Genomic DNA, 23,929 nt, shown 5'->3' with positions numbered 1-23,929 from the left:
CGCACCCTACTTTATCTCAACAATGCTCAAACAATCCTTAAAGGGAGAATTACGGATAGGCGATCGCTATGGGTATTGGGTAGAAATTGCCCAACCCAAGGAAGGTAAAGCCATCATCGGTAAAATAACGGTGTTACTCAAAGCCGATATAGATAAATTAGAAACAGAATTAAGAACGCGCTAATTTAGCAGGAGTCAGGAGTCAGGAGTCAGGAGTCAGGAGTCAGGATGAAGAAGAATGAAAAAGAAAGGAGGAGAAAAGAGAATAAAGCAGGAGTTTTATTATTAATTGAGTTCACAATCATCTTGGTGGTTGCTAGATTTCGCAATCATAAAGTTTGCCATGTTCCAGAAAAAATACTTTCAGCCCCCAAAGAAATCCGGACTAAATCCTCATTAAGCAGGGGAGGCCACTCTACACCTGCTTTTCGTCCCGCAGCAAAAAATCTTTGCGCCTTTACAGCCAACTGATATAAAGCAAAAGCCAGTTCTCTGTCTAGGTTTGGTGCTGTTTTTAAAGCCTCAAATACCACCTTTAAAGCTAACAGGGTGGAAGTAACTTGACCAGGAACAGGAGGTTTACCTTGTTGTAAACGACTCAACAGAGTATCTGGATTATCTAGACTGCTGGTTTGGTCTATGAGTAGTTTCCGTGCTATTTCGTAGTTCATACTTCTAACTAGTTTCCATACTGTGCCAAAGTTGCACTTTACAAATATATTAGAAGCATCTAGCCCAGGAAGGTTGCAATTTTTCCCTAGATTAGTTTATTATCCTGATTTGGGTGTTTAATTTGGGAAAAAACTCAGTATCAATTCCTATTGCGTAAACTCTATGATTATCACCTTAATAGTAGCTTGGGTGGTTTTTATCATTCTCTGGAAATTAATTAAAACCACCATTAAAACAGCTATAATCTCCGCCGCTATCGTTATGTTATTATACTTTGGCTTCGGTATTACTCCCCAGGATATTTGGCATCAAATCAGCCAATTTGCTCAAACTTCCTCTCCCACAACAGGGAATAAGTAACCATCTAAAAATTAAAAACAATTATTAGAGAATTCAAGAGTCAGGAGTCAGGAGGAAGAATTAGAAGGAGGTAAGAATAGTCTCAAATCTGAGAAAGTGATAGGTAAATGAATGGTTTCAACGCTTATTCCTTGCACCTGATTCACTTTTTTTAACCCGGAAACTCCTCATATATCTAGGTTTTCGATTTATTCATCAAACCCTATTTAATCAAGTTATTCACATCCTGGCAAATCTAACGCAATTAACAACGCTTGCTCTAGATGTGCCATCACCACCTCAGAAAGAATTCCTCTTAAACGCAAAAAGCGGGTTTTAGATAATACCCGCACTTGATCTGCCATAGCGATCGAGTCTTTCTTTAGTCCACCATCTGGTGATAAAATCAAAACTTGAGTAGGGTAGACTCGCTTTCCGTCTTGATAGGTGGTACAAGGTACTGCTAAAACTACAGGGCTAGATAGATTAATCACATCACGACTAACAATAATCACCGGACGAGTTCCTCCCTGTTCCGAGCCTTCAGTCATTTCTAGACGTGCATCATACACCTCGCCCCTTCTCATCTTGGAGATTCCCCTAACTGCAACGCCTCCCACTGCGCCGTAGCAAATTCTACCTCTAGTTTTAATACCTCTGCCTGATAATCTGGATCATTAGCCATTTCCGCCAATGCGGCATCAATTTCAGACCGTTTCTGTAAGGCTAATTCTCTTCGTAAAGCTTGAGCGACAAAATCATTCCGACTCTTAGCCTTTCCTTGTAAAACCGCCTTGTCTGTAGCTTCTAGGAGTTCTCTAGGAATGGTTAGCGTCGTGCGAACGGTTTCTGTTTTCATAGAGCGTTCATTTTTTGATGACTGAAGTGATGTCTTATATCATATCGTTTTACGCATCATCCAAAATTAAAAATTTAGTTGTTGATGAAATCCTGGACTTTTGCCACCTACTTTTCCACTTTATCACCTAAAATAACCTCAATTGTGGCAATCTGAGAAGTATAACCCCTGGCAATCTGATATTTTAGCTACAGAAAATCTACCTGTTTAGATTATGCAAACTCTGCCGACTTTGGAAATTACTAACACTGAATCTAGTCAACCCGCTTTTGATACCACTATCAAACGCCGTAAAACTCGCCCTGTAAAAGTGGGAGATGTCACCATTGGGGGTGGATACCCGGTGGTGGTACAGTCTATGATTAATGAAGATACTCTGGATATTGATGGTTCTGTCGCGGGTATTCGTCGTCTTCATGAAATAGGCTGCGAAATTGTTCGTGTCACTGTTCCTAGTCTCGGACACGCTAAAGCACTGGCGGAAATTAAACAACAATTAATCAAAACTTATCGGGATGTGCCAATTGTTGCTGATGTCCATCACAATGGTATGAAAATCGCCTTGGAAGTCGCCAAACATATTGAAAAAGTGCGAATTAATCCAGGTTTATATGTATTTGAAAAACCTAATACCAGTCGCACCGAATACACAAAAGCTGAATTTGACGAAATTGGCGAAAAGATCCGCGAAACCTTAGCGCCGCTGGTAATTTCCTTGCGTGATCAAGGTAAAGCTATGCGAATCGGTGTAAATCATGGTTCTTTGGCGGAAAGAATGCTATTTACCTATGGTGACACTCCCGAAGGTATGGTGGAATCTGCCATAGAATTTATTCGCATTTGTGAATCTTTGGATTTTCATAATGTGGTAATTTCTATGAAAGCCTCACGAGTGCCTGTTATGGTTGCTGCGTATCGTCTCATGGCTAAACGTATGGATGATTTGGGTATGGATTATCCTTTGCATCTGGGTGTGACGGAAGCAGGTGATGGTGAATATGGCAGAATTAAATCTACAGCGGGTATTGCCACATTATTAGCTGATGGTATTGGTGATACAATCCGCGTGTCTTTAACAGAAGCACCAGAAAAGGAAATTCCTGTTTGTTACAGCATTCTGCAAGCTTTAGGTTTGCGGAAAACAATGGTTGAGTATGTCGCTTGTCCTTCATGTGGACGGACTTTATTTAATTTGGAGGAAGTGCTGCACGTAGTTAGAGAAGCTACCAAGCATTTAACAGGTTTAGATATTGCTGTAATGGGTTGTATTGTGAATGGACCGGGAGAAATGGCTGATGCTGATTATGGTTATGTGGGCAAAACTCCCGGTTATATTTCTTTATATCGTGGTCGGGAAGAAATTAAAAAAGTCCCAGAATCACAAGGTGTGGAGGAATTAATTAATCTGATTAAAGCTGATGGACGTTGGGTAGAACCGTAATTTTTAAGACTTTTACAAGAAAGGGAATAGGGAATAGGGAATAGGGAATGGATAAGAAACTAACGGTGAAACATGAAAATTAGTATGTATTTATACGATTTTGGAAATGCTTAGTCGTTATACTCGGATCTAGGTTCTACCTGGGAATTGATGAAGTGGCAAGTCCACTTCATTTTTATTGTCAAAATCTCGATTTTTTAGTCGTTAACTAATTCATCACGCCATTTTTCGCGTTTTTCTCTCTCTTCCCGCACTTCTTCTTCTCGTTCCCGCGATCGCACTAATAACCAACTTTCCCATGTTAGGGGTTTTTGTCGTTCTAAATGGTTAATAAATTGGATGATTGATAAATCTGCTTTCAGGGGAGTTTTTAAATCAAACTGGATGGTTTGTAAAATTCTATCATTGGTTTTGAGTAGGCGATCGCTAATTGTTTTCCCTACCCATAACATCAATTTATTAATTAACTTTCCTAACATCCCTTTCCGTTTTTTGGACATTAATAGGGTTTGACCTTCAGTTTTTCCCCCTGGTAATATCCGAGTTGTAAATATTATATGTAGCTGGGTAGACTCATTAGTAAAGGAAACAATACTTGTTGTTCCATACCAATAACAAACACTGTAATTAAGAGAATTTTTAAACAACCGCCGGTAAAGACTTAGCCAGAATGACTTACCATTAATATTTGTAATAGTGCTAAAAATAATCGCATTTTGATTGAGTTCTTGTTTCTCCAAAACCATTTTTAATGGTAATTTATTAACTAGATTGATTTGTTGAGTATCAATAGTTTGAAGAAGTAAGATATGAGGATGACAATCAATACTAAATTGCGAACCGAGAGAAAAATCAAAGTCTTGGTTTTCCCAATCTAAGACAAAAGGTAAAGATTGTTGTGGAGTTTCCCCAGTCCAAACCCAAATCATCCCATATTGTTCGGCTACTGGCCAAGTTTTGGCTTTCAGAGATACAGGTTCATCTAAATTAGGAATATCAACACAAATACCTTCTGCATCAAATTTCCACCGATGTAAAACACAGCGTAATTCATTACCCTCTATTTTACCTTCAGCTAAACTTGTACCCATGTGAGGACAATAAGCATCTAGGATAACTGCACGTCTATCTTTACCACGATATACGACTAAATCCTTACCAAAAATTGTCACAGCTTTGACATCACCTACCAGTAAAGATTGAGAAAGTAATACCCAATACCAACCTTCAACAAAACTGGCTGATTGATTGAATATCTTAGGTTTACGAACTGAGTTGAGATTATCTATATTGGTGTTCATTTTTAGGGTTTCACTTGCAGTGAAGCAGTTGATCTATTCCTATCATGAACAACTCAGAAAAACAGTTATATTCAGTACCGTCTTAACTATGATTTGTGTGATTAGTTTGATTGATATGATTAATTAATTGCTAAAGATTACTTTTGCTTTTCACCTAACTCCTGGTTGAAAGTTACGCAATCTTAAAGCATTACTGACTACAGAAACTGAAGAAAATGCCATTGCTGCACCGGCAATAATTGGGTTAAGTAACCAACCAAAGAAGGGATAGAGAATACCCGCAGCAATGGGAATACCAATGATATTATAAATAAAAGCAAAGAAGAGATTTTGGCGGATGTTGTTGATAGTAGCGCGACTGAGTTGAATGGCTGTCACTATGGCTTGTAGATCTCCAGAAATTAAAGTAATATCACTAGCAGCGATCGCCACATCTGTTCCTGTCCCAATGGCAATTCCCACATCTGCTTGTGCTAATGCCGGTGCATCATTAATTCCATCTCCTACCATAGCCACAATTTGAGATTTATTCCCTACTTTCCTTTGCTGTAATAATTTAATCATCGCGGCTTTTTGGTCGGGACGCACTTGGGCAAAAACTTGAGTGATACCAACTTGATTAGCAATTGTTTGGGCAGTTTGTTGATTATCACCTGTTAACATTACAACTTCTAAACCTAATTTTTGCAAAGCTTTAACTGCTGTTAATGATGAAGGTTTAAGGGCATCAGCAATAGCCATAATTGCTTCCAAATTACCATTTACTGCTAACCAAATTACAGTTTTTCCTTCACTTTCCCAAGTTGTTTGATGTGGTTCTAAAATATCTGTATCAATTCCTAATTCTGTAAGCCAGCGTTGTGTGCCAAATTGTACTAATTGCTCATATACAATTCCTTGAACACCACTACCAACAATAGCTGAAAAATTCTTGACATCAGCTAAACTCACAGCTTGATTGATCGTATATTTCACCACTGCTTCCCCTAAAGGATGTTCAGAATTTTGTTCTACACTGGCAGCTAATTTTAATAACTGAAGTTCATTCCCATCTGCTGTACCTTTAATAGTCACAAAATCTGTAACTGTAGGTTTACCTTGAGTTAAGGTCCCAGTTTTATCAAGAACAATCGTATTTATTTTATGTGCTAATTCTAAACTTTCAGCACTTTTAATTAAAATCCCATTTTCTGCACCTTTTCCAGTTCCTACCATCACAGAAGTAGGAGTAGCTAAACCCAAAGCACAGGGACAAGCAATAATTAAAACTCCCACCATTGTCATCATTGCTAAAGTAAAATTACCTGTGATATTAAACCAGATGATAAAAGTAATAACTGCGATCACAATTACCGTCGGCACAAACCACCCAGTCACCTGATCTGCTAACCTTTGAATTGGTGCTTTTGAACCTTGTGCTTCTTGGACTAACTTGACAATTTGCGCCAAAAAAGTATCCTTACCTACTCGTGTTGCCTGAAACTTAAAACTACCAGTTTTATTAATTGTTGCCCCAATTACCTCATCTCCTGGTTGTTTTTTCACCGCTACACTTTCACCCGTTACCATTGCCTCATCTACGGTAGAATTACCATCAACCACCTTCCCATCTACGGGAATTTTCTCCCCAGGACGAACTAAAATTAGATCATTAACTATTACTTCATCAATGGGAACATCCATTTCTAAACCATCTCGCATGACTCTAGCTGTTTTGGGTTGCATTCCCATCAATTTGTGAATAGCTTCTGAAGTTTTTCCCCTAGCACGATGTTCTAAAAATCGTCCTAACAAAATCAAAGTTACAACCATCGCTGCAACTTCATAATAAACATGAATTTCTAAGCCTTGGGAAATAAATAAATCAGGAAAAAGCGTCACAAATAAAGAATAGAAATAAGCCGTACCCGTTCCCAAAGCAATCAAAGTATCCATTGTCGCATTGCGGCGTTTTAAAGACTTCCAAGCATTGCGGAAAAAAGATCCCCCACACCAAAACTCAACAGGTGTTGTCAATGCTAATTGCAACCAAGGATGATGAAGAAATTTAGGGACAAAAGGTAAATGTAATCCCGTCATCATCGGTAAAGAACCAAAGAACAGAATAATACTAATTACAACCCCAGTTCTTAACTTGAGAATAAGTTCCTGTTCTGCTGCTAATTTACTCGCTGTTGCTGCCGTATCTTCACCTTCTACATCTAACTGAAAAGATGAATAACCAGCATCTGCGATCGCAGCTTGGATTTTTGCTAAATTTGTTTTTTTAGGTTCATAATTAATAGTTACCTGTTCTGCACCAAAATTAACATGACAATCAATCACTCCAGCAACAGCTAAAATTGCCTGTTCAACATTATTAGCGCAGGACGCGCAACTCATACCTTTCAGTTTAAGACTCAGAGTATTCATATCACCTCTTATAATTATCCTTCAGATCCCCGACTTCTTTGAGAAGTCGGGGATCTATATGTCTATACTTTACCTATTGGTGTAATATATCATTGTAATAAGTTTCTTGACTTCCAACCAACTTACATTTCAGATTTTGGATATAGAAATATATGTTACAAGTTATTTATTCTGAAGAATTCTTAGATCACAAAACGGGAATCTATCACCCAGAAAAACCAGCCAGATTGACAGCGATAGTTGATGCTTTAAAAACTGCGAGTTTTGCAGAGAAAATTACCTGGAAACTACCTACACCAGTTCTATTAAAACCATCTTTAATGTCTTGGATAGAAAACGTTCATCCTACAACCTATATTAACAAAGTTAAAAATATCGCTGCCTCCGGTGGAGGTTATTTAGACGGAGATACTCCCATTTCTCCCCGCAGTTATGATGTGGCGTTATTGGCGGTTAGTGCTTGGTTAGATGGAGTTGATATAGTTCTTAATACAGCAGATAAATCTTTTGTATTAGCGCGTCCACCCGGACATCATGCAGTAATTGACACAGGCATGGGATTTTGTTTATTTTCTAACGCCGCTATATCAGCTTTTTATGCTTTACAACAACCTGAAATCAAGCGCGTTGCTATCTTAGATTGGGACGTACACCACGGAAATGGCACAGAAGCAATAGTAGAAACTCACTCAGAAATTGCTTATGTTTCTCTTCACCAATATCCAGCTTATCCTGGTACAGGGAAAACTTCTCAGCAAGGTTCACATCATAATGTGTTAAATCTACCTGTCCCTCCTGGTAGTGATATTACTATCTATCAACCCTTGTGGGAAAGGAAAATTCTCCCGTTTTTAACTGATTTTCAGCCAGATTTATTGATTGTGAGTGCTGGTTATGATGCTAATGCTAATGATCCTTTAGCTGGTGTGAATTTGCAACCAGAAGATTTTGGTTTATTTACAGAATACTGTTTAGGTATAACCCAAAAAATTATGTTTGGATTAGAAGGTGGTTATGATTTGCCAAGTCTTGCAGAATCAGTAATTGCTACTATTCAACCTTGCATAGGTTAGTCTACTGGGATGATTTGTTAATTAGCAAAATTCAACATTTTGTTTTTTGCTAATTCTATATTCCACTAGATTCAAGACTTTGCCACTTACGGTAATTACATCATATTCTTTACCAATTTTACCGCCGATTTTTTCTGCAACTCTACGGCTGGAGGTATTTTCTTTATCTAAAGCATATCGAAGATACTCATAATTTAAGTTTTCTTCCGCCCATAAATTTAAAGCTACAATTGTTTCTGTGGCGTAACCATGTTTATATGCAGATTTTTTCAACCAAATTCCATATCGTGGATATTTACTATTAATTTTATGTATGCCACTACATCCTAAAAACTCTTGAGAATCTTTCTTTAAAATCACAATTACTAACTCTTCTCCTTTTGCTATCTTTAGTAAAGATTGATTAATAAAATTTTCAGTATTCTGAAGTTTTTTCGATGGTTCTGAATATAAATAAGTTGTTACTTCCTCTGTAAATTCTCTGAAAATATCCGCCTTATAGTCCATTGATATGGGCTTTAATAATAGGCGTTGTGTAGATATCTCGAACAACATAAGTTCCATAGTTAGCACCAAAAACCAAGTAACTATTAAAACGATGAAAACTACATTAATACTGATTTAAAAATAGATACAATTTTTACTTGCAGTATTTTTCAGTGTTGTACTTAACCGAATGTAGTTGACATTTATTAAATAATTAGTCATAAAACTTTGTCATCGTGTCATGAAAGAGCTAAAGTTTTGTTAAGATATGATTACAGGAATTAAGCCACCTGGCTGTGAAGAAGAATTAGATAGTAGTAGTAGCTGTATACAGTTCAGAAGGTGAACAAATGACCACCTATATTTTTTTTGACCAAGCCCTCAAGATGCTTACCATTGCCTTTTTAGCAGCACCAATCATGCTAATCGCCGCTTCGAGTATAGGTTTAGCCGTGATTGAAACCATTGAAAAAACAGGAGATAGTTAAAACCACGTTTCAAGGTAGGGACAGGGTTTAAACAGTCTTACCGTATAGCCGAAATTTTATCTACAACCTGTCTCTACTATCAATGAACCCCACCCTGATAAAACCCTGAAGGATTTGAGCTTATATAGCAACTAAGCGACGTAAGGATTCAGCCCGACGTTTAGCAACGGCGTTATTGGGTGCTAATTTGAGTGTTGCTTCATACATTTCTAAAGCTTGAGCATTCAATTTTTTCTTTTCGTAAGCGTGTCCGAGATTGTTTAGAGCCGATACATAGTCTGGGTTCAATTTTATGGCTTCTTTGTACTGACGAATTGCTAAGTCGTATTGCTCTTGAGCAAAGTAAACATATCCTAATCCGTTGTAAATAGGAGCAATAGATTCTTCTCCCTCTTCTTCGGCTGCTTTGAGAGATTTTTGAAATAGGGGTATGGCTTGACTAAATACTTTTTTTTCTGAATAGATACTAGCTAATTCATAATATTCTTGAGCCGTGCCTTTTTCTTTGGTTAATTTGTTTTTTAACTTATTCAAGGAGCTTTCAAGTTTTCGAGTTTTGAATACTTGACGAAAAACACTCACTCCGGCAAATGCAAGTAAACCAACAAAAAGTGACAGATAAATGATGACTAAATTGCTATCCATTTTCTACAAATACAAATTATTAAAATACTCTATCTAATTATGAGTTATTAGGTTGTATGTTGCTCACTAAATTATTACAATCCCCAGTATTCTATGCGTTCTTTTAGCCAACCTGTAACTGTGTAACGAGCGATCGCTTCATTCACGTTACGTCTTAATTCATCGTATTGCAATCCTTTTGGCATCACTACAGATAGCGGTTCTGCTGATAATTTAGTTGGCAGTATGCGATATTGGGGATGTGCTTGCACCCAACCACTAAGAATACTAATATCTGCTGCAAAACCATCTACCTGATTACTTTCTATTTTTTCCCACCCTTGAGCATAAGAATTTACACTAACTAATTCGGCAGATAGTGTGAAATATTTTAAGTATCCAATTGTACTGGAGTGGTTGAGAACAGCTATTTTCCGTTTGCTTACATCTTTTAATGCTTGAATAGCTGTATTTTTTGTAACTATTCCTGCGCCGTCGTAATAGTAAGGAACACTGAAGCTAACGATGCGAGAACGTGATTCTGTGGCTGTGACTCCAGCGATCGCTAAATCAACTTGCTGATTAAATACTAATGGTAAGCGATCGCTATTAGCTACAGGTTGCAATTTCACAGCATCGGCTTTACCCAACAAATCACTGGCTAACCGTTTAGCTAAATCAATTTCTAACCCTTGTAAATTGCCTTTATTATCCCTAAAACCTAAAGGGCGGAGATTATCCTTAACTGCCATATTTAAATAGCCTCGTTGCTGAATTTCCGCCATTGTCGCGGCAGATGCAGTTAAGTTCCCACTTATAAAATACAGACAAAAAATTAAAAAGATGGTAGCGGATAATACCAGATGTAACTTATTCATAATCGCTCTGCGTTTTACTCCAATTAAAAATGCCAAAAAGTTTATTGATTTTTAATTTTCAATTTTCCGAAGTGCCATCTGTTACATCCGTTATTCATCCGTTGCCACCTTTATCCGTTAACCGAGTTAGCCAGTTCCGCAATTTTAGCGAAGCTTGCAGGATCAAGAATTGCCAATTGTGCCAACATTTTGCGGTTTAGTTCCACATTGGCCTTTTTCAAATTACCAATTAAGCGGCTGTAGCTTAAACCATGTTGTCTAGAAGCTGCATTAATCCGCGCTATCCACAGACGGCGAAAATCACGCTTCTTCTTTTTGCGATCGCGGTAAGCACTGCGAAGCGCCTTCATTACTTGTTGGTTAGCGGTTCTAAACAAAGTTGAGTGAGAACCACGAAAACCTTTAGCTAATTTGAGAATTTTATTGCGGCGTTTACGAGCTACATTACCGCGTTTTACCCGAGTCATATCTTATTACCTGTGATCTTTTACAAATATGGAAGCATTAAACGCACGTTCTCTTCGTCCCGTTCATGAACAACTGCCATTTTTGACATATTGCTCTTTTTACTAGAGGATTTATGCTCTAATAAATGGTTTTTGAAAGGTTTACGGCGGACAATTTTACCGCTACCGGTGGCGCGGAATCTCTTCGCCGCAGCCTTGCGAGTCTTTAGTTTAGGCATGGGATGGCTTTAATTCAACACAATCTACTATTATATATGAGAAAAGGCAAATTGTATGCCCCCTTGGCAAGATCGGCAAGGATTCCCAGGACATAGCCATTATATTCATTCAAAAGATTTTACTTCAAGACTTGACAAGGCGAAAATTTTAGTTTACACTAATGTTAGGAGTAGAAATCTGTCCGCGCATATATATTAAACTTTTGGATTGTCTGAATCAGGATTTACAGGATTTTAGGACTTACAGGATGTTGGTTTGCGGTGGAGATTTTTGATTTTCACTTTTTCCATGATTCTTCATGTCAAGACTTGACAAGATGGAAAATTTGGTTTACTCTAATGTTAGGAGTGGAAATCTGTCCGCGCATATATAGTAAATTTTTCCACTATCAACATCATTATTTTCATTCATCTTCAAAAAATCCAGTACATTATTGTCATCCTGGACATCCTGATTCAGACAATTAAACGCAGATGAACGCAGATAAACGCGGATGTTATACTAATTATTAATTTCTCTCCCATCCTTAAATCCTGATTCTGACAATATGCAATCTTGGACACCTAACACCCCACTACAGAACGGGCAGTATATCATTAAAAGAGCGATCGGTGGCGGTGGCTTTGGTGAAACCTATTTAGCAGAAGATACAGAAGAAAACAGGTTAGTCGTAATTAAAACCCTTAACCGCGAACAACGAGAAAAACCCGACTTTGCGGAAATACAAAAGAAGTTTAGAAAAGAAGCCTTAGATTTATCAAAATGCTATCATCCCCATATTGTCCAAGTTTACGACAATTTTCCTGAAGATGGACTTTGGGCTATTGTGATGGAACACATTGACGGGGATGATTTAGCAGCTTATGTGGAAAACTACACGGCTGAAAATGGTTACTTGTCAGAAACCGAAGCTTTGCGCTACATTGACCAAATCGGACAAGCTTTAGAATGTGTTCATGAACGGAAACTTTTACACAGAGATGTAAAACCCAATAATATTTTGTTGCGACGGGAAAGCAAGGAAGCAGTATTAATTGATTTTGGGTTAGCGCGGGAATTTCAACCAGGAAAAATCAGAAGCATGACAGCGATGATAACCCAAGGTTATGCACCTATAGAACAATATGAACGGCGTGGAGATTTTGGTTATTATACAGATGTTTATGCTTTAGCTGCGACATTATATCCCACATTCCGCACCCCAAACTGTCACAGATCAAAAAAGCCCTTAAAGTAGTACATAATAACTAAAGTCAATTCAAAAATTAAGATACTTAATGAAAATTAGTAGCATTAAAAGGGACATGGTGTGAAAAAGTGAAACTTGGTAACAAAAGAAAAAAATGAATTGATAACCAAATAAGAAATAATTGATAACAACAGAAGTATTAGAGGAAACTGTTGTGAAATTAAAACCTCAAGAAATAGAAATTCAGAACATAGACCATCTAGGGATAGTAGCAGGAATCATAGATTCAATCGGAATAGTAGAAATAATAAATGAATTAATAGGAGTCGAAAAAGACGAAAAAGTAAATGCAAGTCAAGTAGTAAAAGCCATGATAATAAACGGGTTAGGATTTGTCTCCAAACCGTTATATATGTTTCCTAAATATTTTGAAACAATCGCTTGTGAACATCTAATAGGAACAGGAGTAAAACCAGAATATCTCAACGACGATAAACTGGGGAGAGTCATGGATAAACTGTTTATAAAAGGCTTAGATACAATCTTTTTTATCATCGCAGTAAAAGCAGCCCAAAAATTTGGAGTATCACTATCAACATCACATCTAGACTCATCATCAATGCACGTGCATGGGCAATATAATACCAGCTTACCAGAAGTAATATTTGAAAGTCAAAAGGTAGAAAATAGTCCAGAATTAAAAGAATTAGAAGTAAAATCACCCAAAGAAATAACCATCACCTACGGTTATTCCCGTGACCACAGACCAGACTTAAAACAGTTCATTATAGAAATGATATGTTCAGGGGATGGAGACATCCCAATATTTTTAAAACTAGCATCGGGAAACCAAGCTGACTCATCATGTTTTGGTCAAATAGCAGTTGAGTATCAGCAACAATTAGAAGTTAACAGTCTCATCGTAGCAGACTGCGCCTTATATACAGAATCAAACCTGAAAATGATGTCAGATTTACGCTGGTTATGTCGAGTACCATTAAGTATCAAAGCAGCAAAATCATTAATCTCAACAATACCAGAATCAGAATTTATTGATAGTACAATACCAGGATATAAATTAGCATCAAAAACCGAAAATTATGCAGGGATAGAACAAAGATGGTTAGTAGTGCAAAGTCAAGAAAGAAGAGAATCAGACCTGCGTAAGCTCAGACAAAAAATTACCAAAGCAGAATCAAAAGCTGTGAAAGATTTGAAAAAGTTATCACAAGAGAGATTTGCTTGTGAGGCTGATGCTATCAAGGCATTATCAAAATTATCAAAACAATTCAAATATCATCAAATTAACGAAATTTTGGTTACTCAAATCAAATTTAAGACAAAAGATTCTTCAGAAGAAATATCTTACCAAATATCAGCTACAGTTTCCGAAAATGAAAGTAAAATTAATACAGAATTGCTGAGTGCAGGACGTTTTATTATTGCTACGAATGTTTTAGATTCAAATGAACTTAGCAATGATTCCATGCTGAGTGAATATAAAGCTCAACAGTCTTGTGAGCGGGGGTTCGGTTTTCTTAAAGACCCATTATTTTTTGCAGACAGTATTTTTCTCAAAAGTCCTGAGAGAATAGAGTCTCTGGGAATGATTATGGGTTTATGTCTACTGGTTTATACTTTGGCTCAACGGCACATTAGAAATGCTCTTTTGGAGTCTAAATCAACAATTAAAAATCAATTAGGCAAAGCAACTAATCGTCCTACTTTACGCTGGATTTTTCAATGCTTTCAGTGTATTAATTTGGTTACACTCAATCAGGAGAAATATATTTCTAATTGGAATAAGGACAGAGATTTTATCTTGAGTCTTCTACCAAATGATTGTTTACGTTACTATCAATTAGTCACCTAATTATTATCTCTATCAATTTAATTTCTCTTGTAAAGATGAGCTAATCTCTTTGATGTATGGCTCCATTTTACTATATCTATAATTTCGTTTTTTACTTTAATTGATTAGTCTAACTTATAATTGTTTCTTGAATATCTTCTTTTATTTATCTGTTGATCTCTCCAGGTGGTGTGCATTCTTATTGCTTCTTATTGAGAATAGGTTTTGATGATATTTTTGGTGATTTGCTGTTTCTCAAATGCCTTTTTTCACTTTATATGTTTCTTTTGATGCTCCTTTTGATTTCCATCTCCGTAATTTACCTCTGTAACAGTTTGGGGTGCGGAATGTGGGTTATATAATATGTTAACGGGATATTTCCCTCGTGATTTTGTTGGTGATTATTGGAATTGTGTGCTAAGAAATGATGCTGTCCCTATTAGTGAACGTGATAGTAGTATTCCTGAAAAGTTAGCAGAAGTGATAGATTTGGCTTTAATAGAAAAGCCAAAAATTCATTTTCAAACTGCGGCTGAGTTTAAAGCAGCGTTGTTAAAATGTGTTTGATGCTTAAGTTTTAGTAATTTGAGGATCTAGAACAATGCGTTTACCAGTTATATCTACATGATAAGTCCAGAATTGATTCTTAACTTTAACAATTACCTCCCAACCCTTAATAGGATCAAATATTTGAGTGCAGACTTCACCAAAATTAAATACACAGGAATTGCTGAAAGTTTTCTGGGTTGACTGGGTAATTTTCAGAGAACTTATCGGTAAACCAGAACCTTTAGAAGCATCACTCAAAACGCCATTAGCAATTTTTTTCGGTAATTGATTATTGCTAATTTTCGGATCTAAAAGAATTTGAGAACCAGATTTATTAACATGATAAATCCAAGATTGTTCCTTCACTTGTAAAATGACAATCCAACCAGGAATAGGATTATATTCCTTTGTACAAACTTCTCCAAATTGGAAAATACACGGATTACTAAAACTAGTAGATGTAACTTGAGTTATTTTCAAGTTAGAAATTTTCAACCCAGAAACTCTAGCAGCATTCCTTAGCACTGTTTGAGAAATAGATTGAGGTAAACTATTTTGGCTTAACTGTGACTGTTGGGGATTCTTAGCATTTGCAGATGTACTATTTTCAGTTACACTACAAGCAAACAAGCTAGTAATCATGAAAATAAAGACAAAGACTTGGGGGAAACAGCGATTACGGGACATTTGCAAAAATACCTTGGTAATTAAGTTCATGAGATCAGGACTTACGCAACTGGCACATTGGTAGGGTGCGTCAAATATCAACAATCTGTTTATTTGCAGGATTTATGCAGTCTGACGCACCCTACAACAGATTTTTGGTGTGACACTTGCGTAAGTCCTAGAGATGTCAATTAACAGTTGAATAATTATCCTAATTTTACTTTAGCTGTTTATAGTAAAATAGATACAGGCATTACAAATGATATTTGAAAAATTCTCAGTACTGAAGGGGAAAGAATAGAGGGCGCAGGGTCTGCGTCCCTAGGTTTTTTGGGATGATTCATATTGATACATAACTCCAGATAATGCCGCTACGAAAACCCAAGAGAGAGTATTTAACCGGATATCAAAAGTGGTGATATCAACAGTATTAAATAGTATCCATCCGATCAAGGTGATCAGATAACTAAAGAAGATTAGGCGATTTTCTCGTTCGATAGATTTAGATTTCCAGAGAATTTGAGTAGCAGCAATTAATATCCAAATTAGTAAGCCACAAAATAGCGACGTAGTAATTAACCCAGTTTCCGCAGACAGCATTAAAAATAAGTTATGAGGATGGTTAACATCAATTTGCATTTGGGTTTTATAAAGTCTTCCGAAACTGCGTAAACCTGAACCAGTTAAAGGATGTTGTTGAGTGAGATTCCAGGCAAATTCCCATTGAGTTTTTCGCATTAATCCCACTGGTCTATCAGGGAACATATCATCATTTAATCGCGCCCAAATACTGTAGGGAACAAAAAGGCGGCAAAATTGGGCAATAGGTAAAGGTGCAAAAGCTGCCAATAAACAAAAACTGGTAATGGTGAAAACAGACCCAACAATTAATCGCCAACCTTTATATAAAGCATAAGCTAAACAGGCAAAAATAGTGATTCCCCAACCATTACGAGAATTGGTTAAAATTAAGGCGATAAAGTTAGTAAATACTGTAATTGTCAAGAATATAATTAGGCGATTTTTTTGTTTGAGTTTGTGGTAGTTTTCTAGCCATAAACCTAAACCCAAAATAAAAATAGTTACTAAATAAGCAGCGAAAATATTAGGGTGCATGAAATTAGCGGTCATGCGTCCTGATAATGATTTTTCTGGTGCAACTATCCAATCAAAAACAATCCATAAAAACTGAAATTGGAAATTCCAACCGAGAAATAATTGCCCAAAACCGATGATTAAAACAGGTATAGATCCAAATACCATGATCCAAGCAATTTGTCGTAATTGGGCAGGTGTTTGGATGAGAGGAGTGAGTCCGGTAAAAAAGAAGAAGAAGGGGATGAAGTTGAATAAACCCAAAACAGCATCGAGTTTGCCAGAGGCGAATCCGGTGGTAATCAGGAGTAAGATACTCAAAATAGCAAATCCCTTGTGAATTGGGCGATCGCTAATGATATGGTATTGTTTACGCCAGGTTAGTAATGATGCCACAACGATAGAGATACCACCCAAAAATGGACTCAGGGGGAAAGATATTAGTCCAAATTGTAGCCAATTCCAAGGGGTTTGTAAGCGGGGATTTGGATGATAAAAAGTTTTATTTAAGCGATTTCCCAACATTCTGTACGGGTAAGACGAATTTGCGCGAGGGTGAAGACAGTAGGAATAATTCTGCCATAGTTTGTGGCGATCGCTCTCCAACCCAAATCAGCAAAAAACCAAGCCCACATCACAGGACCTACCAAAGCAAACGCACTACGAACCGCACTATAACGGGCTGCACTCATGGTCATACCTCGGCGGGACATTTGTAAGGCCACATAGTTTTGAAACTGTTTAGTAGCTAATCCTGTACCTGTAATTGCTGCTTCTTTAGCCACTTGATAGGTCGCAAAATGAATAGCAAATTGACGGGCGATTTGTTGCAAAACAAAAGTTTGGATGACAGAAGTTACAGCCAAGGCACTACCACCTTTAAATATTAATCCTAAAGGATCACGTTGCAATGACAATGGTAATGGTTGTTTAAACGTTGATTGTGATAATTGACGTTGGACATTAATAGTTAATTGTTGCTTTTCTGTTTTTGGCAACTTTTTCCAAACCTTTCCTAGTAGATGCAAAAATACTTCTGCTTCTAAATCAATTGTTGTTAAGTCTTGATAATAGTGAATTTTCAAATATTTGCATACTTGAATTAGGGCTTGTCGGTAAGTTACTTTATCAGTACGTCTGCGTAATACAGTGATACCATCAGCCGCTAAAAACCGAAAACGATCTTCTATTGCATCTAACCAAGCTTGATGATCTTGGCTTTGCACTGTCATGGGTTCGGGTGTGTGAACATAATCGAAGGGGTTAAACTTGCGACTAAACAGAATAGCTGTCAAGTCCTGTAGTTCCTCTTCGGTGGCTAATTCCAATACCGCCCTGAGTTCTTCCAATTTCTCTTCCTCTCTTCTGTAGCCAGTAATCTGTACCTTATTCTACTATCTTGTCAATCAAAAATTTCTCAATAGCAACTGAGTTGAGCCTATAGGTTGGCCAAATTTATTAGGACTTACGCATTGACAGGATCAACCAAATATGGGGTATGGGTTTCGGGCATTTTAACGTGATTTTTTGATGATTTTTGAGCGATAGCGAAGCGCTGCTGCAAGCAATTCGCTATTGAGCAAAAGTTAATGTCTAGCGCTAAGGGTATCATAGCTAGAGATATCAAAGTTCCTGACATAAAAAATGCTTTCTTCATCCCCTCCTTCTTAAGAGTTGCTGGTAGAGACTTGGCACAAGAGTTTGATAAAGCTCGTTTGAAAGATAGAGATAATTAACTTAGAGGTTGTTTGAAAACTTTTTCGTGTGGTATCTGACACCCGCAGATCCCCCTAAATCCCCCTTGAAAAGGGGGACTTTGAGGAATTTAGCCCCCCTTACAAAGGGGGGGTGGGGGGATCTCGATTAATTCTGATACTTTGATTTGGGGTGTTTAAATTTTTTGTAAAGCAGTACGGAGTGTTTGTAATTCTTTTTCTAATTCTAACAGTTGCGCTTTACATTCTCCCGCAGCGATCGCATATTCGCAATATTGACTCCCCAAAAAGTTGAGAAAATCCAGTATTTCACTCAAGCTGAGATTTTTTCTCGCTAAACTTTGGGAAAATGTTCCTTCGGTTTTTTCCCGTGACCCCGCAATACAATTAGATTGTAGCAATAAAGCATCTATTTGCGCTTGCAAATGCCGCTTTTGAGTTTCAATTTGTTGAACTTCTCTTGTTAGCTAAGTGGCTTCTTTCCCTATGGGTTCAGTAGTTTGTCGGCGATCGCATCTCACCCCCAACAATTTTAGCACTGCTGTCCCCACACTACTCACTCTCATAGAATCAGTGGCTAGAGTTACTGGCAATGGGGTAATTACTAATTCCTGTTCTTCTCCAGATAAGGAGACCACTGCTCGTCTTGTCACCCAAGCTTGGTAATTATAGACTGTGACGGCGACAATTTGGCTGTCTAAGATTTTCTGCCCAAATGGTGTTCCTGGGTTTACCACTGCCAGTTTACTCCAATACTTAATGATGCTATTGATTATTTTTTAATTGTTACCTATACTTACGTCAAGTCATTGATAACTTTGAGATACATAGCCAACTGATTATGTATCTGTGCCGGCTTGATCTAAAGATTGGTTTCTACCGTATGATCTAATATTAAACCACCTTGCTCAGTAATTTTTTGCGCTGCCTCTAACAGATACTCATAATAGGTATGAGCAATAATAGATAACTGCTTACCGGCGGGATAAACCATATACCAAGTGCGTTTAATGGGGAAATGTTGGACATCTAAAATGCTAAATTCCGCAATGTCTGTGAGTAAAGTATGACGGGATAATACGGATATACCTAGACCACCAGCGATCGCCTGTTTAATCGCTTCATTACTCCCCAACTCCAACTTTACCTTCACCTTGATCTCGTGTTCCTCAAACAGACTTTGGACAGCACTGCGAGTTCCTGAACCCGGTTCCCGCATGATAAACGGTTCTTCTCCCAAACGTTCAATCGGAATATTTTTTTCCTTCGCTAAAGGATGATTCGCAGGTGCAAGAACTACCAAAGGGTTTTCTAAAAATGGCTGGAAATTCACATCAAAGTGTTCAGGAATTTGACTCATAATATACAAGTCATCCAAATTACCCATCATCCGATCTAAAATCAGTTCATGATTTGTAACTTGGAGAGAAATATCAATTCCAGGGTAAAGCTGACAAAAAGGACCCAACAATCTGGGAATAATATACTTAGCAGTCGTAATTACCGCCAGTCTTAGTTGTCCTTGTTTTAATCCCTTTAAATTTGCAATAGTCATTTGAAACTTGTCTATAGTCTCAAAAATTTGCCGACAAGTAGCAAATAATTCTCGTCCCGCTTCCGTCAAGTATAAACGCTTCCCCACCTGCTCAAATAATGGCAAACCCACCGATTTCGTCAACTGTTTGATTTGCATAGATATGGTAGGTTGAGTCAAAAACAACTCTTCCGCAGCGCGTGTAAAACTACCATGTCGGGCAGCAGCCTCGAACACCTTTAACTGGTGTAACGTCGCTTGGTTCAAGCTAATTCTCCTCTGATAACAATTTGTAGATAGGGCTTAGTATCGCGTAACACTAAGGATTTTTTAAGTGTTATTTATACAAAGTTCTGAACCTTAGTATATATAAAAATGTATCTTCAGAGTTGACTGATAGCGTGGCGTAAGCCGTAAAAGTTTTTTCGTGGAGTCCCATCTACTAATTCCATGGGATAGTCAGGATATGCTATCTGTATTTCTTCTAGTTCTTTCACTGTCAAAGACATGATGGTTTTCTCCTGAAATACTACGGAAACACTCTAAAGTCCCTATTCCCTGTGATATTATTCATCATTCCAAATTTCTTCCTTAACTCTCACAGGCAGTTTTGCCAAATCAGGCAACTCTATCGCTTCCACATCCGTTATTTTATCTTTAATATTAATAGGTATATTAACTGGTTGACGTTCTTCCATCCAGCAACTAGCCACAGGCAAAGTTTCTTCCAACTCATCTAACGGACGAGGAATCACCATAACTGCATTTAACTCACCAATGCGTTCCGCTTCAAACATTCCCGCTTCTACTGCTACCGCCACATTAGCCACCGAACCGCGAATAATTGCCGTACACAAACCAGCGCCAATCTTTTCATAGGATGCTAATTGGACATCAGCAGCTTTAAGCATGGCATCACAAGCCCCAACCATAGCGGGAAATCCGCGAGTTTCCACCAACCCAATCGCTTGATTACTCAAACGGCTGTATCCACCACCATCTCCCATAAATCGAGTCAGACGGTTAATAGGTAGAATTATATCTAAATTAGGATAAGGACGCGCAATCACCAAACTAGACACCAACTGTCCAAACTGTTCAGCCGTTTGCACACCAGCTTCCACAGCCAAGCGGACATCAGCAATGCCACCTCGGACAATTGCTGTACAATGACCACTACCAATTTTTTCATAGCCAACTAAGTGGACTCCAGCCGACTTCAACATCATGTCAGCCGTGCCAACTATAGCGGGGAAACTCAGGGTTGATACCATACCCAAAGCAGTATCTTTGAGGCTATCACGGCGAGGCGCTGCGTGAATCGTACTCAAAGCGTGTTGATTATATGTTTCCATTTAAATTTTCCAGGATAAGGTTCGTATAGCGTCTTCAATCACAGAAGAATGAAAACTAGCATTTCAATATGGACTTAAGTTCACACTTCATACTTAACACTTAACCTGAAGAATTGTCAGGGTTTTCGTTACCCAAGGATTGTCTATGGGGAAATAATGTACTCAGCAGCCTATTTATGCTACCTTGTCCATAAATTTGCGTGCCAAAAATATTGTGAGTTTCTAGATCAGACTCACTGGGTTCTAAGTCCTCAGAGCTAGTTTCTGTAGACTCTGGGAGCGGAGTTTCGACGGGGGTCGAATCACCAACCACAGCCGTTTCTGACTCTGGTGGAGACTGGCTTTTCGGTGTAGGTGAAGGTGGAGATACAGGCGTAGATTGGTGTTTAAACTCCAGAAAAGCCGCAACCGAGAGTTGAGTTGAGGAAAATCCTTTTTCCTGTTCCTCTGGTTTTTCTGGTTGAGAATGAGGAGATTCTAGTTTTTCGGCTGATTCTTCTGATTTCTTTGGTTGAGAATTAGTAGATTCGGGTTGTACCGTTGACGGTTCAACAATCTGCCGACTAGTATCTCCCAAAATTGAACCAGAAGGAATAACTTGACTTGGTGCTACGGAACAGTTAAAAACCGTTGTCGCTGCACCAATACAAGCATTAGCCCCAATTTTGCCTTCACCCACCATCAAGAAACCGGCTCCCAGGTTTGCTCCTGCTTCTATTTCTAGAATACCCTCACTTACTTGGAGAATTGACCCCATACCCAGACATACACCAGCGCCAATCACAATCGTACTATTAGTAACTGCTTGCAAAATTACCCCAGGAGCTATTACCGCGCTAGGATGAATAATTACGTCGCCATGAATATGAGCATCAAATCTATAGCCCAGGCGTAGCAGCGATACAGACATGGAATTTATTACCTCGGAAGCCGGAAGTTGTCAGTTGTCAGTTGTCAGTGATTACTTGGAAGAAGGAAGAATGAAGAAAAATTTTCCCCCTGCTCCCTGCTCCCTGCTCCCTGCCTCTATGGACGTTGGATAATTGCTTCTAATACGCGGCGTTTCGCTTTGGGGTCAGTCCCAACTAAACGCACATATTCCCCTGGGTATTCAGAGATGTATCCTTCTAAAGCAGCGATCGCTTCTCTTTCAGATGTAGCCTGAATTTGACCGGCAACTGTCCAAGTACCTGTGCGGAAACGGCGTTGATCTACGTGTTCCACCGCAATTTTTGCCCCACTGGACAATAGTTGGCGCAATTGACCTACTATTTCCGCAGTTAACCGGGTGCTAGTAGCTGTCGCCGTTGCAGTGGCAGAACTTGTACTGGTAAATGATTTTGTGCTACCAGAAGATGCTACTTGTCCGTTTGGTCTTTGGATAATTGCTTCCAATACACGGCGTTTAGCTTTGGCATCAATCCCAATCAAACGTACATATTCACCTTGATGTGTTTCAATACATTCTTCCAAAGCAGCTACAACTGCTTGAGCCGAATTAGATTGAATTGGTTCACAACTGTTCCAAGAACCTGTACGGAAGCGACGCTCATCTACGTGTTCTGTCCCAATTTTGAAACCACCAGCCAAAAGTTGTCGGATTTGATCTACAGTTTCCGCACTCAGTTTGGCACTACCAACAGCATTACCGTTGCCATTACCGTTGTAACTACCAGCAGATGCAGCGGCAGGGGCTTTAAAGCTAGATGTACCAGCAACAACACCTTCAGGACGTTGAACGATTGTTTCTAATACCCGTCTTCTGTTATTATCAATACCAAATAGACGCACATATTCGCCGCTGTGGTCTCTCAAACAAGACTCTACAGCCGCAACAGCTTCACCTAAAGACCGAGTTTCAATTGCTTGACAACTTTGCCAAGAACCTGTACGGAAACGTCTTTGGTCTACGTGTTCTGTCCCAATTTTAAATCCTTGTTCTAGTAGATAACGTAATTGATCTACTGTTTCTGCACCCAAGCTATAGCTCACCACGTCACTACTCCTTTCTAACTCTTCAACTTCAATACTTGTATAAGATTTAGCACCAGGAAGATTAAGTTCATCCCGAATGGGCGCAATACACTTGCTATCCGCAGCACAGTGATAACCAGCCCGTAAAGCCTGATTAATCCCTACTACATGGTGAGCAAATTCTTGATCCTGTGCTTGTACATCAGGCAATCTATCCGCTTGCTGCTGGGTCGTAATTATTGATCCAGAAGCTACGTATTTACCCGGTGGAATTTCCACATCTTGAATTAGGGCGTGCATCATCACAATGCAGCCTGCACCCACCTTGGCATTAAATACCGTAGAACGAAAGCCTATAAAACAACTATCGCCAACGTAAGCAGGTCCATGAATCAGTGCCATGTGGGTAATAGAGGCACTTTTTCCAACCCATACTGAGTATTCCTTGCCATCGTCACCAATGACTCTGCCTTGCTCTAACCCATGAATGACGACACCATCTTGAATATTGGTATTTTCACCAACACTAAAAGGTGTACCTTCATCTGCTCTAATCGCAGTCCCCGGCGCAACAATTACATTTGCACCTATATTGACATCACCAATGAGGTTACAAGAAGAGTGTACAAACGCAGTTTCATGGATTTTTGGTTCTGCTAAACTCCTTGACCATGGGGTTGGGGGTGCCGCCGTGCTGCGGACTACCATTGCGAGATTCCTCCTGAAATAAGCTTTTTGTCA

The 23,929-nt window shown here is 38.5% G+C and carries 27 protein-coding genes and 1 pseudogene; 9 read left to right on the top strand and 19 right to left on the bottom strand.

Translation table 11 applies throughout. The annotated features are described in order from the left end of the window. Nucleotides 1-22: 22 nt before the first annotated feature. Nucleotides 23-184 carry a hypothetical protein gene (locus CA730_RS24410; protein WP_157749976.1) on the top strand — a complete coding sequence of 54 codons (162 nt, stop codon included), beginning with the start codon at nucleotides 23-25 and terminating at the stop codon, nucleotides 182-184. Nucleotides 185-329: 145 nt separating this feature from the next. On the opposite strand, the gene CA730_RS13835 is transcribed toward CA730_RS24410, so the two are convergent. Beyond that, nucleotides 330-671 (bottom strand): Dethiobiotin synthetase, encoded by a 342-nt coding sequence (locus tag CA730_RS13835; protein WP_096668093.1) that lies wholly within the window; start codon nucleotides 669-671, stop codon nucleotides 330-332. A gap of 163 nt (nucleotides 672-834) precedes the next feature. Between CA730_RS13835 and CA730_RS13830 the strand changes: the two genes are divergently transcribed. Then, complete coding sequence (locus CA730_RS13830; protein ID WP_096668091.1) at nucleotides 835-1,032, top strand: hypothetical protein; 198 nt, start codon at nucleotides 835-837, stop codon at nucleotides 1,030-1,032. A gap of 215 nt (nucleotides 1,033-1,247) precedes the next feature. Here the strand turns inward: CA730_RS13830 and CA730_RS13825 are convergent, their stop codons facing one another. Together CA730_RS13825 and CA730_RS13820 are read right to left on the bottom strand one after the other, a co-directional pair. After that, nucleotides 1,248-1,598, bottom strand: coding sequence for a type II toxin-antitoxin system PemK/MazF family toxin (locus CA730_RS13825; RefSeq protein ID WP_096668089.1), 351 nt, complete (start codon nucleotides 1,596-1,598; stop codon nucleotides 1,248-1,250). Further along, nucleotides 1,595-1,870, bottom strand: coding sequence for a ribbon-helix-helix domain-containing protein (locus tag CA730_RS13820; RefSeq protein ID WP_096668087.1), 276 nt, complete (start codon nucleotides 1,868-1,870; stop codon nucleotides 1,595-1,597). The genes CA730_RS13825 and CA730_RS13820 overlap by 4 nt, the downstream gene beginning before the upstream one ends. A 214-nt stretch (nucleotides 1,871-2,084) precedes the next feature. Here CA730_RS13820 and ispG point away from each other — a divergent pair, with 214 nt between their 5' ends. Beyond that, complete coding sequence (ispG, locus tag CA730_RS13815; RefSeq protein WP_096668085.1) at nucleotides 2,085-3,311, top strand: (E)-4-hydroxy-3-methylbut-2-enyl-diphosphate synthase; 1,227 nt, start codon at nucleotides 2,085-2,087, stop codon at nucleotides 3,309-3,311. A gap of 197 nt (nucleotides 3,312-3,508) precedes the next feature. On the opposite strand, the gene CA730_RS13810 is transcribed toward ispG, so the two are convergent. Continuing rightward, nucleotides 3,509-4,612: an aromatic ring-hydroxylating oxygenase subunit alpha gene (locus tag CA730_RS13810; protein ID WP_096668083.1), complete on the bottom strand. Its 1,104-nt coding sequence runs from the start codon at nucleotides 4,610-4,612 to the stop codon at nucleotides 3,509-3,511. 150 nt (nucleotides 4,613-4,762) lie between these two features. Further along, the gene (locus CA730_RS13805) at nucleotides 4,763-7,024 is read right to left on the bottom strand and encodes a heavy metal translocating P-type ATPase (RefSeq protein WP_096668081.1); all 2,262 of its coding nucleotides are present in this window, start codon (nucleotides 7,022-7,024) and stop codon (nucleotides 4,763-4,765) included. A gap of 152 nt (nucleotides 7,025-7,176) precedes the next feature. Here CA730_RS13805 and CA730_RS13800 point away from each other — a divergent pair, with 152 nt between their 5' ends. Then, nucleotides 7,177-8,097 carry a histone deacetylase family protein gene (locus tag CA730_RS13800; RefSeq protein WP_096668079.1) on the top strand — a complete coding sequence of 307 codons (921 nt, stop codon included), beginning with the start codon at nucleotides 7,177-7,179 and terminating at the stop codon, nucleotides 8,095-8,097. A gap of 21 nt (nucleotides 8,098-8,118) precedes the next feature. Here CA730_RS13800 and CA730_RS13795 read toward each other — a convergent pair whose 3' ends face one another. Further along, nucleotides 8,119-8,661, bottom strand: coding sequence for a GNAT family N-acetyltransferase (locus CA730_RS13795; protein ID WP_096668077.1), 543 nt, complete (start codon nucleotides 8,659-8,661; stop codon nucleotides 8,119-8,121). Between the two features lie 272 nt (nucleotides 8,662-8,933). On the opposite strand from CA730_RS13795, the gene CA730_RS24905 reads away from it, so the two are divergent. Continuing rightward, nucleotides 8,934-9,071, top strand: a complete 138-nt coding sequence (locus CA730_RS24905; RefSeq protein WP_027401062.1) for a hypothetical protein — start codon at nucleotides 8,934-8,936, stop codon at nucleotides 9,069-9,071. A 120-nt stretch (nucleotides 9,072-9,191) separates the two neighbouring features. On the opposite strand, the gene CA730_RS13790 is transcribed toward CA730_RS24905, so the two are convergent. The 4 genes from CA730_RS13790 to rpmI all read right to left on the bottom strand — a co-directional run bounded on the left by CA730_RS13790 (nucleotide 9,192) and on the right by rpmI (nucleotide 11,258). Next, nucleotides 9,192-9,716, bottom strand: coding sequence for a tetratricopeptide repeat protein (locus CA730_RS13790; RefSeq protein ID WP_096668075.1), 525 nt, complete (start codon nucleotides 9,714-9,716; stop codon nucleotides 9,192-9,194). A gap of 74 nt (nucleotides 9,717-9,790) precedes the next feature. After that, nucleotides 9,791-10,573, bottom strand: coding sequence for a transporter substrate-binding domain-containing protein (locus CA730_RS13785; RefSeq protein ID WP_096668073.1), 783 nt, complete (start codon nucleotides 10,571-10,573; stop codon nucleotides 9,791-9,793). A gap of 110 nt (nucleotides 10,574-10,683) precedes the next feature. Further along, nucleotides 10,684-11,040, bottom strand: a complete 357-nt coding sequence (rplT, locus tag CA730_RS13780) for a 50S ribosomal protein L20 (RefSeq protein WP_015079973.1) — start codon at nucleotides 11,038-11,040, stop codon at nucleotides 10,684-10,686. A 20-nt stretch (nucleotides 11,041-11,060) separates the two neighbouring features. Beyond that, nucleotides 11,061-11,258 (bottom strand): 50S ribosomal protein L35, encoded by a 198-nt coding sequence (gene rpmI / locus CA730_RS13775; RefSeq protein WP_028090710.1) that lies wholly within the window; start codon nucleotides 11,256-11,258, stop codon nucleotides 11,061-11,063. A gap of 548 nt (nucleotides 11,259-11,806) precedes the next feature. Between rpmI and CA730_RS13770 the strand changes: the two genes are divergently transcribed. The 3 genes from CA730_RS13770 to CA730_RS13755 all read left to right on the top strand — a co-directional run bounded on the left by CA730_RS13770 (nucleotide 11,807) and on the right by CA730_RS13755 (nucleotide 14,867). Then, the gene (locus tag CA730_RS13770) at nucleotides 11,807-12,496 is read left to right on the top strand and encodes a serine/threonine protein kinase (RefSeq protein ID WP_231939837.1); all 690 of its coding nucleotides are present in this window, start codon (nucleotides 11,807-11,809) and stop codon (nucleotides 12,494-12,496) included. 166 nt (nucleotides 12,497-12,662) lie between these two features. Next, entirely contained in the window at nucleotides 12,663-14,321 is a 1,659-nt protein-coding gene (locus CA730_RS13765; protein ID WP_096671324.1) for an IS1634 family transposase, read from the top strand. 342 nt (nucleotides 14,322-14,663) lie between these two features. After that, nucleotides 14,664-14,867 carry a hypothetical protein gene (locus CA730_RS13755; RefSeq protein ID WP_231939836.1) on the top strand — a complete coding sequence of 68 codons (204 nt, stop codon included), beginning with the start codon at nucleotides 14,664-14,666 and terminating at the stop codon, nucleotides 14,865-14,867. A 3-nt stretch (nucleotides 14,868-14,870) separates the two neighbouring features. On the opposite strand, the gene CA730_RS13750 is transcribed toward CA730_RS13755, so the two are convergent. From CA730_RS13750 to CA730_RS13740, 3 genes are all read right to left on the bottom strand, one after another. Further along, the gene (locus tag CA730_RS13750; protein WP_231939835.1) at nucleotides 14,871-15,566 is read right to left on the bottom strand and encodes a hypothetical protein; all 696 of its coding nucleotides are present in this window, start codon (nucleotides 15,564-15,566) and stop codon (nucleotides 14,871-14,873) included. 270 nt (nucleotides 15,567-15,836) lie between these two features. After that, nucleotides 15,837-17,135, bottom strand: a complete 1,299-nt coding sequence (locus tag CA730_RS13745; protein WP_096668071.1) for an O-antigen ligase family protein — start codon at nucleotides 17,133-17,135, stop codon at nucleotides 15,837-15,839. Next, a complete protein-coding gene (locus CA730_RS13740; protein WP_096668069.1) occupies nucleotides 17,117-17,959 on the bottom strand; it encodes a YaaW family protein in 843 nt (280 codons plus the stop codon). Before CA730_RS13740 ends, CA730_RS13745 begins: the two co-directional genes overlap by 19 nt. Before the next feature lie 240 nt (nucleotides 17,960-18,199). On the opposite strand from CA730_RS13740, the gene CA730_RS24405 reads away from it, so the two are divergent. Beyond that, nucleotides 18,200-18,346: a hypothetical protein gene (locus CA730_RS24405; protein ID WP_157749975.1), complete on the top strand. Its 147-nt coding sequence runs from the start codon at nucleotides 18,200-18,202 to the stop codon at nucleotides 18,344-18,346. Nucleotides 18,347-18,504: 158 nt separating this feature from the next. On the opposite strand, the pseudogene CA730_RS13735 reads toward CA730_RS24405, so the two are convergent. The 6 genes and pseudogenes from CA730_RS13735 to CA730_RS13715 all read right to left on the bottom strand — a co-directional run. Next, a pseudogene (locus CA730_RS13735) lies at nucleotides 18,505-19,062 on the bottom strand (mucoidy inhibitor MuiA family protein); the annotation flags it as partial. Between the two features lie 125 nt (nucleotides 19,063-19,187). Next, nucleotides 19,188-20,126, bottom strand: coding sequence for a LysR family transcriptional regulator (locus CA730_RS13730; protein ID WP_096668067.1), 939 nt, complete (start codon nucleotides 20,124-20,126; stop codon nucleotides 19,188-19,190). A 116-nt stretch (nucleotides 20,127-20,242) separates the two neighbouring features. Further along, the gene (locus CA730_RS26065) at nucleotides 20,243-20,368 is read right to left on the bottom strand and encodes a hypothetical protein (RefSeq protein ID WP_269076467.1); all 126 of its coding nucleotides are present in this window, start codon (nucleotides 20,366-20,368) and stop codon (nucleotides 20,243-20,245) included. Nucleotides 20,369-20,425: 57 nt separating this feature from the next. Further along, a complete protein-coding gene (locus CA730_RS13725; RefSeq protein ID WP_096668065.1) occupies nucleotides 20,426-21,214 on the bottom strand; it encodes a BMC domain-containing protein in 789 nt (262 codons plus the stop codon). Between the two features lie 100 nt (nucleotides 21,215-21,314). After that, entirely contained in the window at nucleotides 21,315-22,124 is an 810-nt protein-coding gene (locus CA730_RS13720; protein WP_096668063.1) for a transferase, read from the bottom strand. Between the two features lie 116 nt (nucleotides 22,125-22,240). After that, entirely contained in the window at nucleotides 22,241-23,896 is a 1,656-nt protein-coding gene (locus CA730_RS13715) for a ribulose bisphosphate carboxylase small subunit (RefSeq protein WP_096668061.1), read from the bottom strand. Nucleotides 23,897-23,929 lie beyond the last annotated feature (33 nt).

This window comes from Dolichospermum compactum NIES-806 (assembly GCF_002368115.1).
Taxonomy (GTDB): domain Bacteria; phylum Cyanobacteriota; class Cyanobacteriia; order Cyanobacteriales; family Nostocaceae; genus Dolichospermum; species Dolichospermum compactum.
The sequence above is the reverse complement of the archived record's forward strand: the minus strand, read 5'-3'. Positions and strand labels throughout refer to the sequence as shown.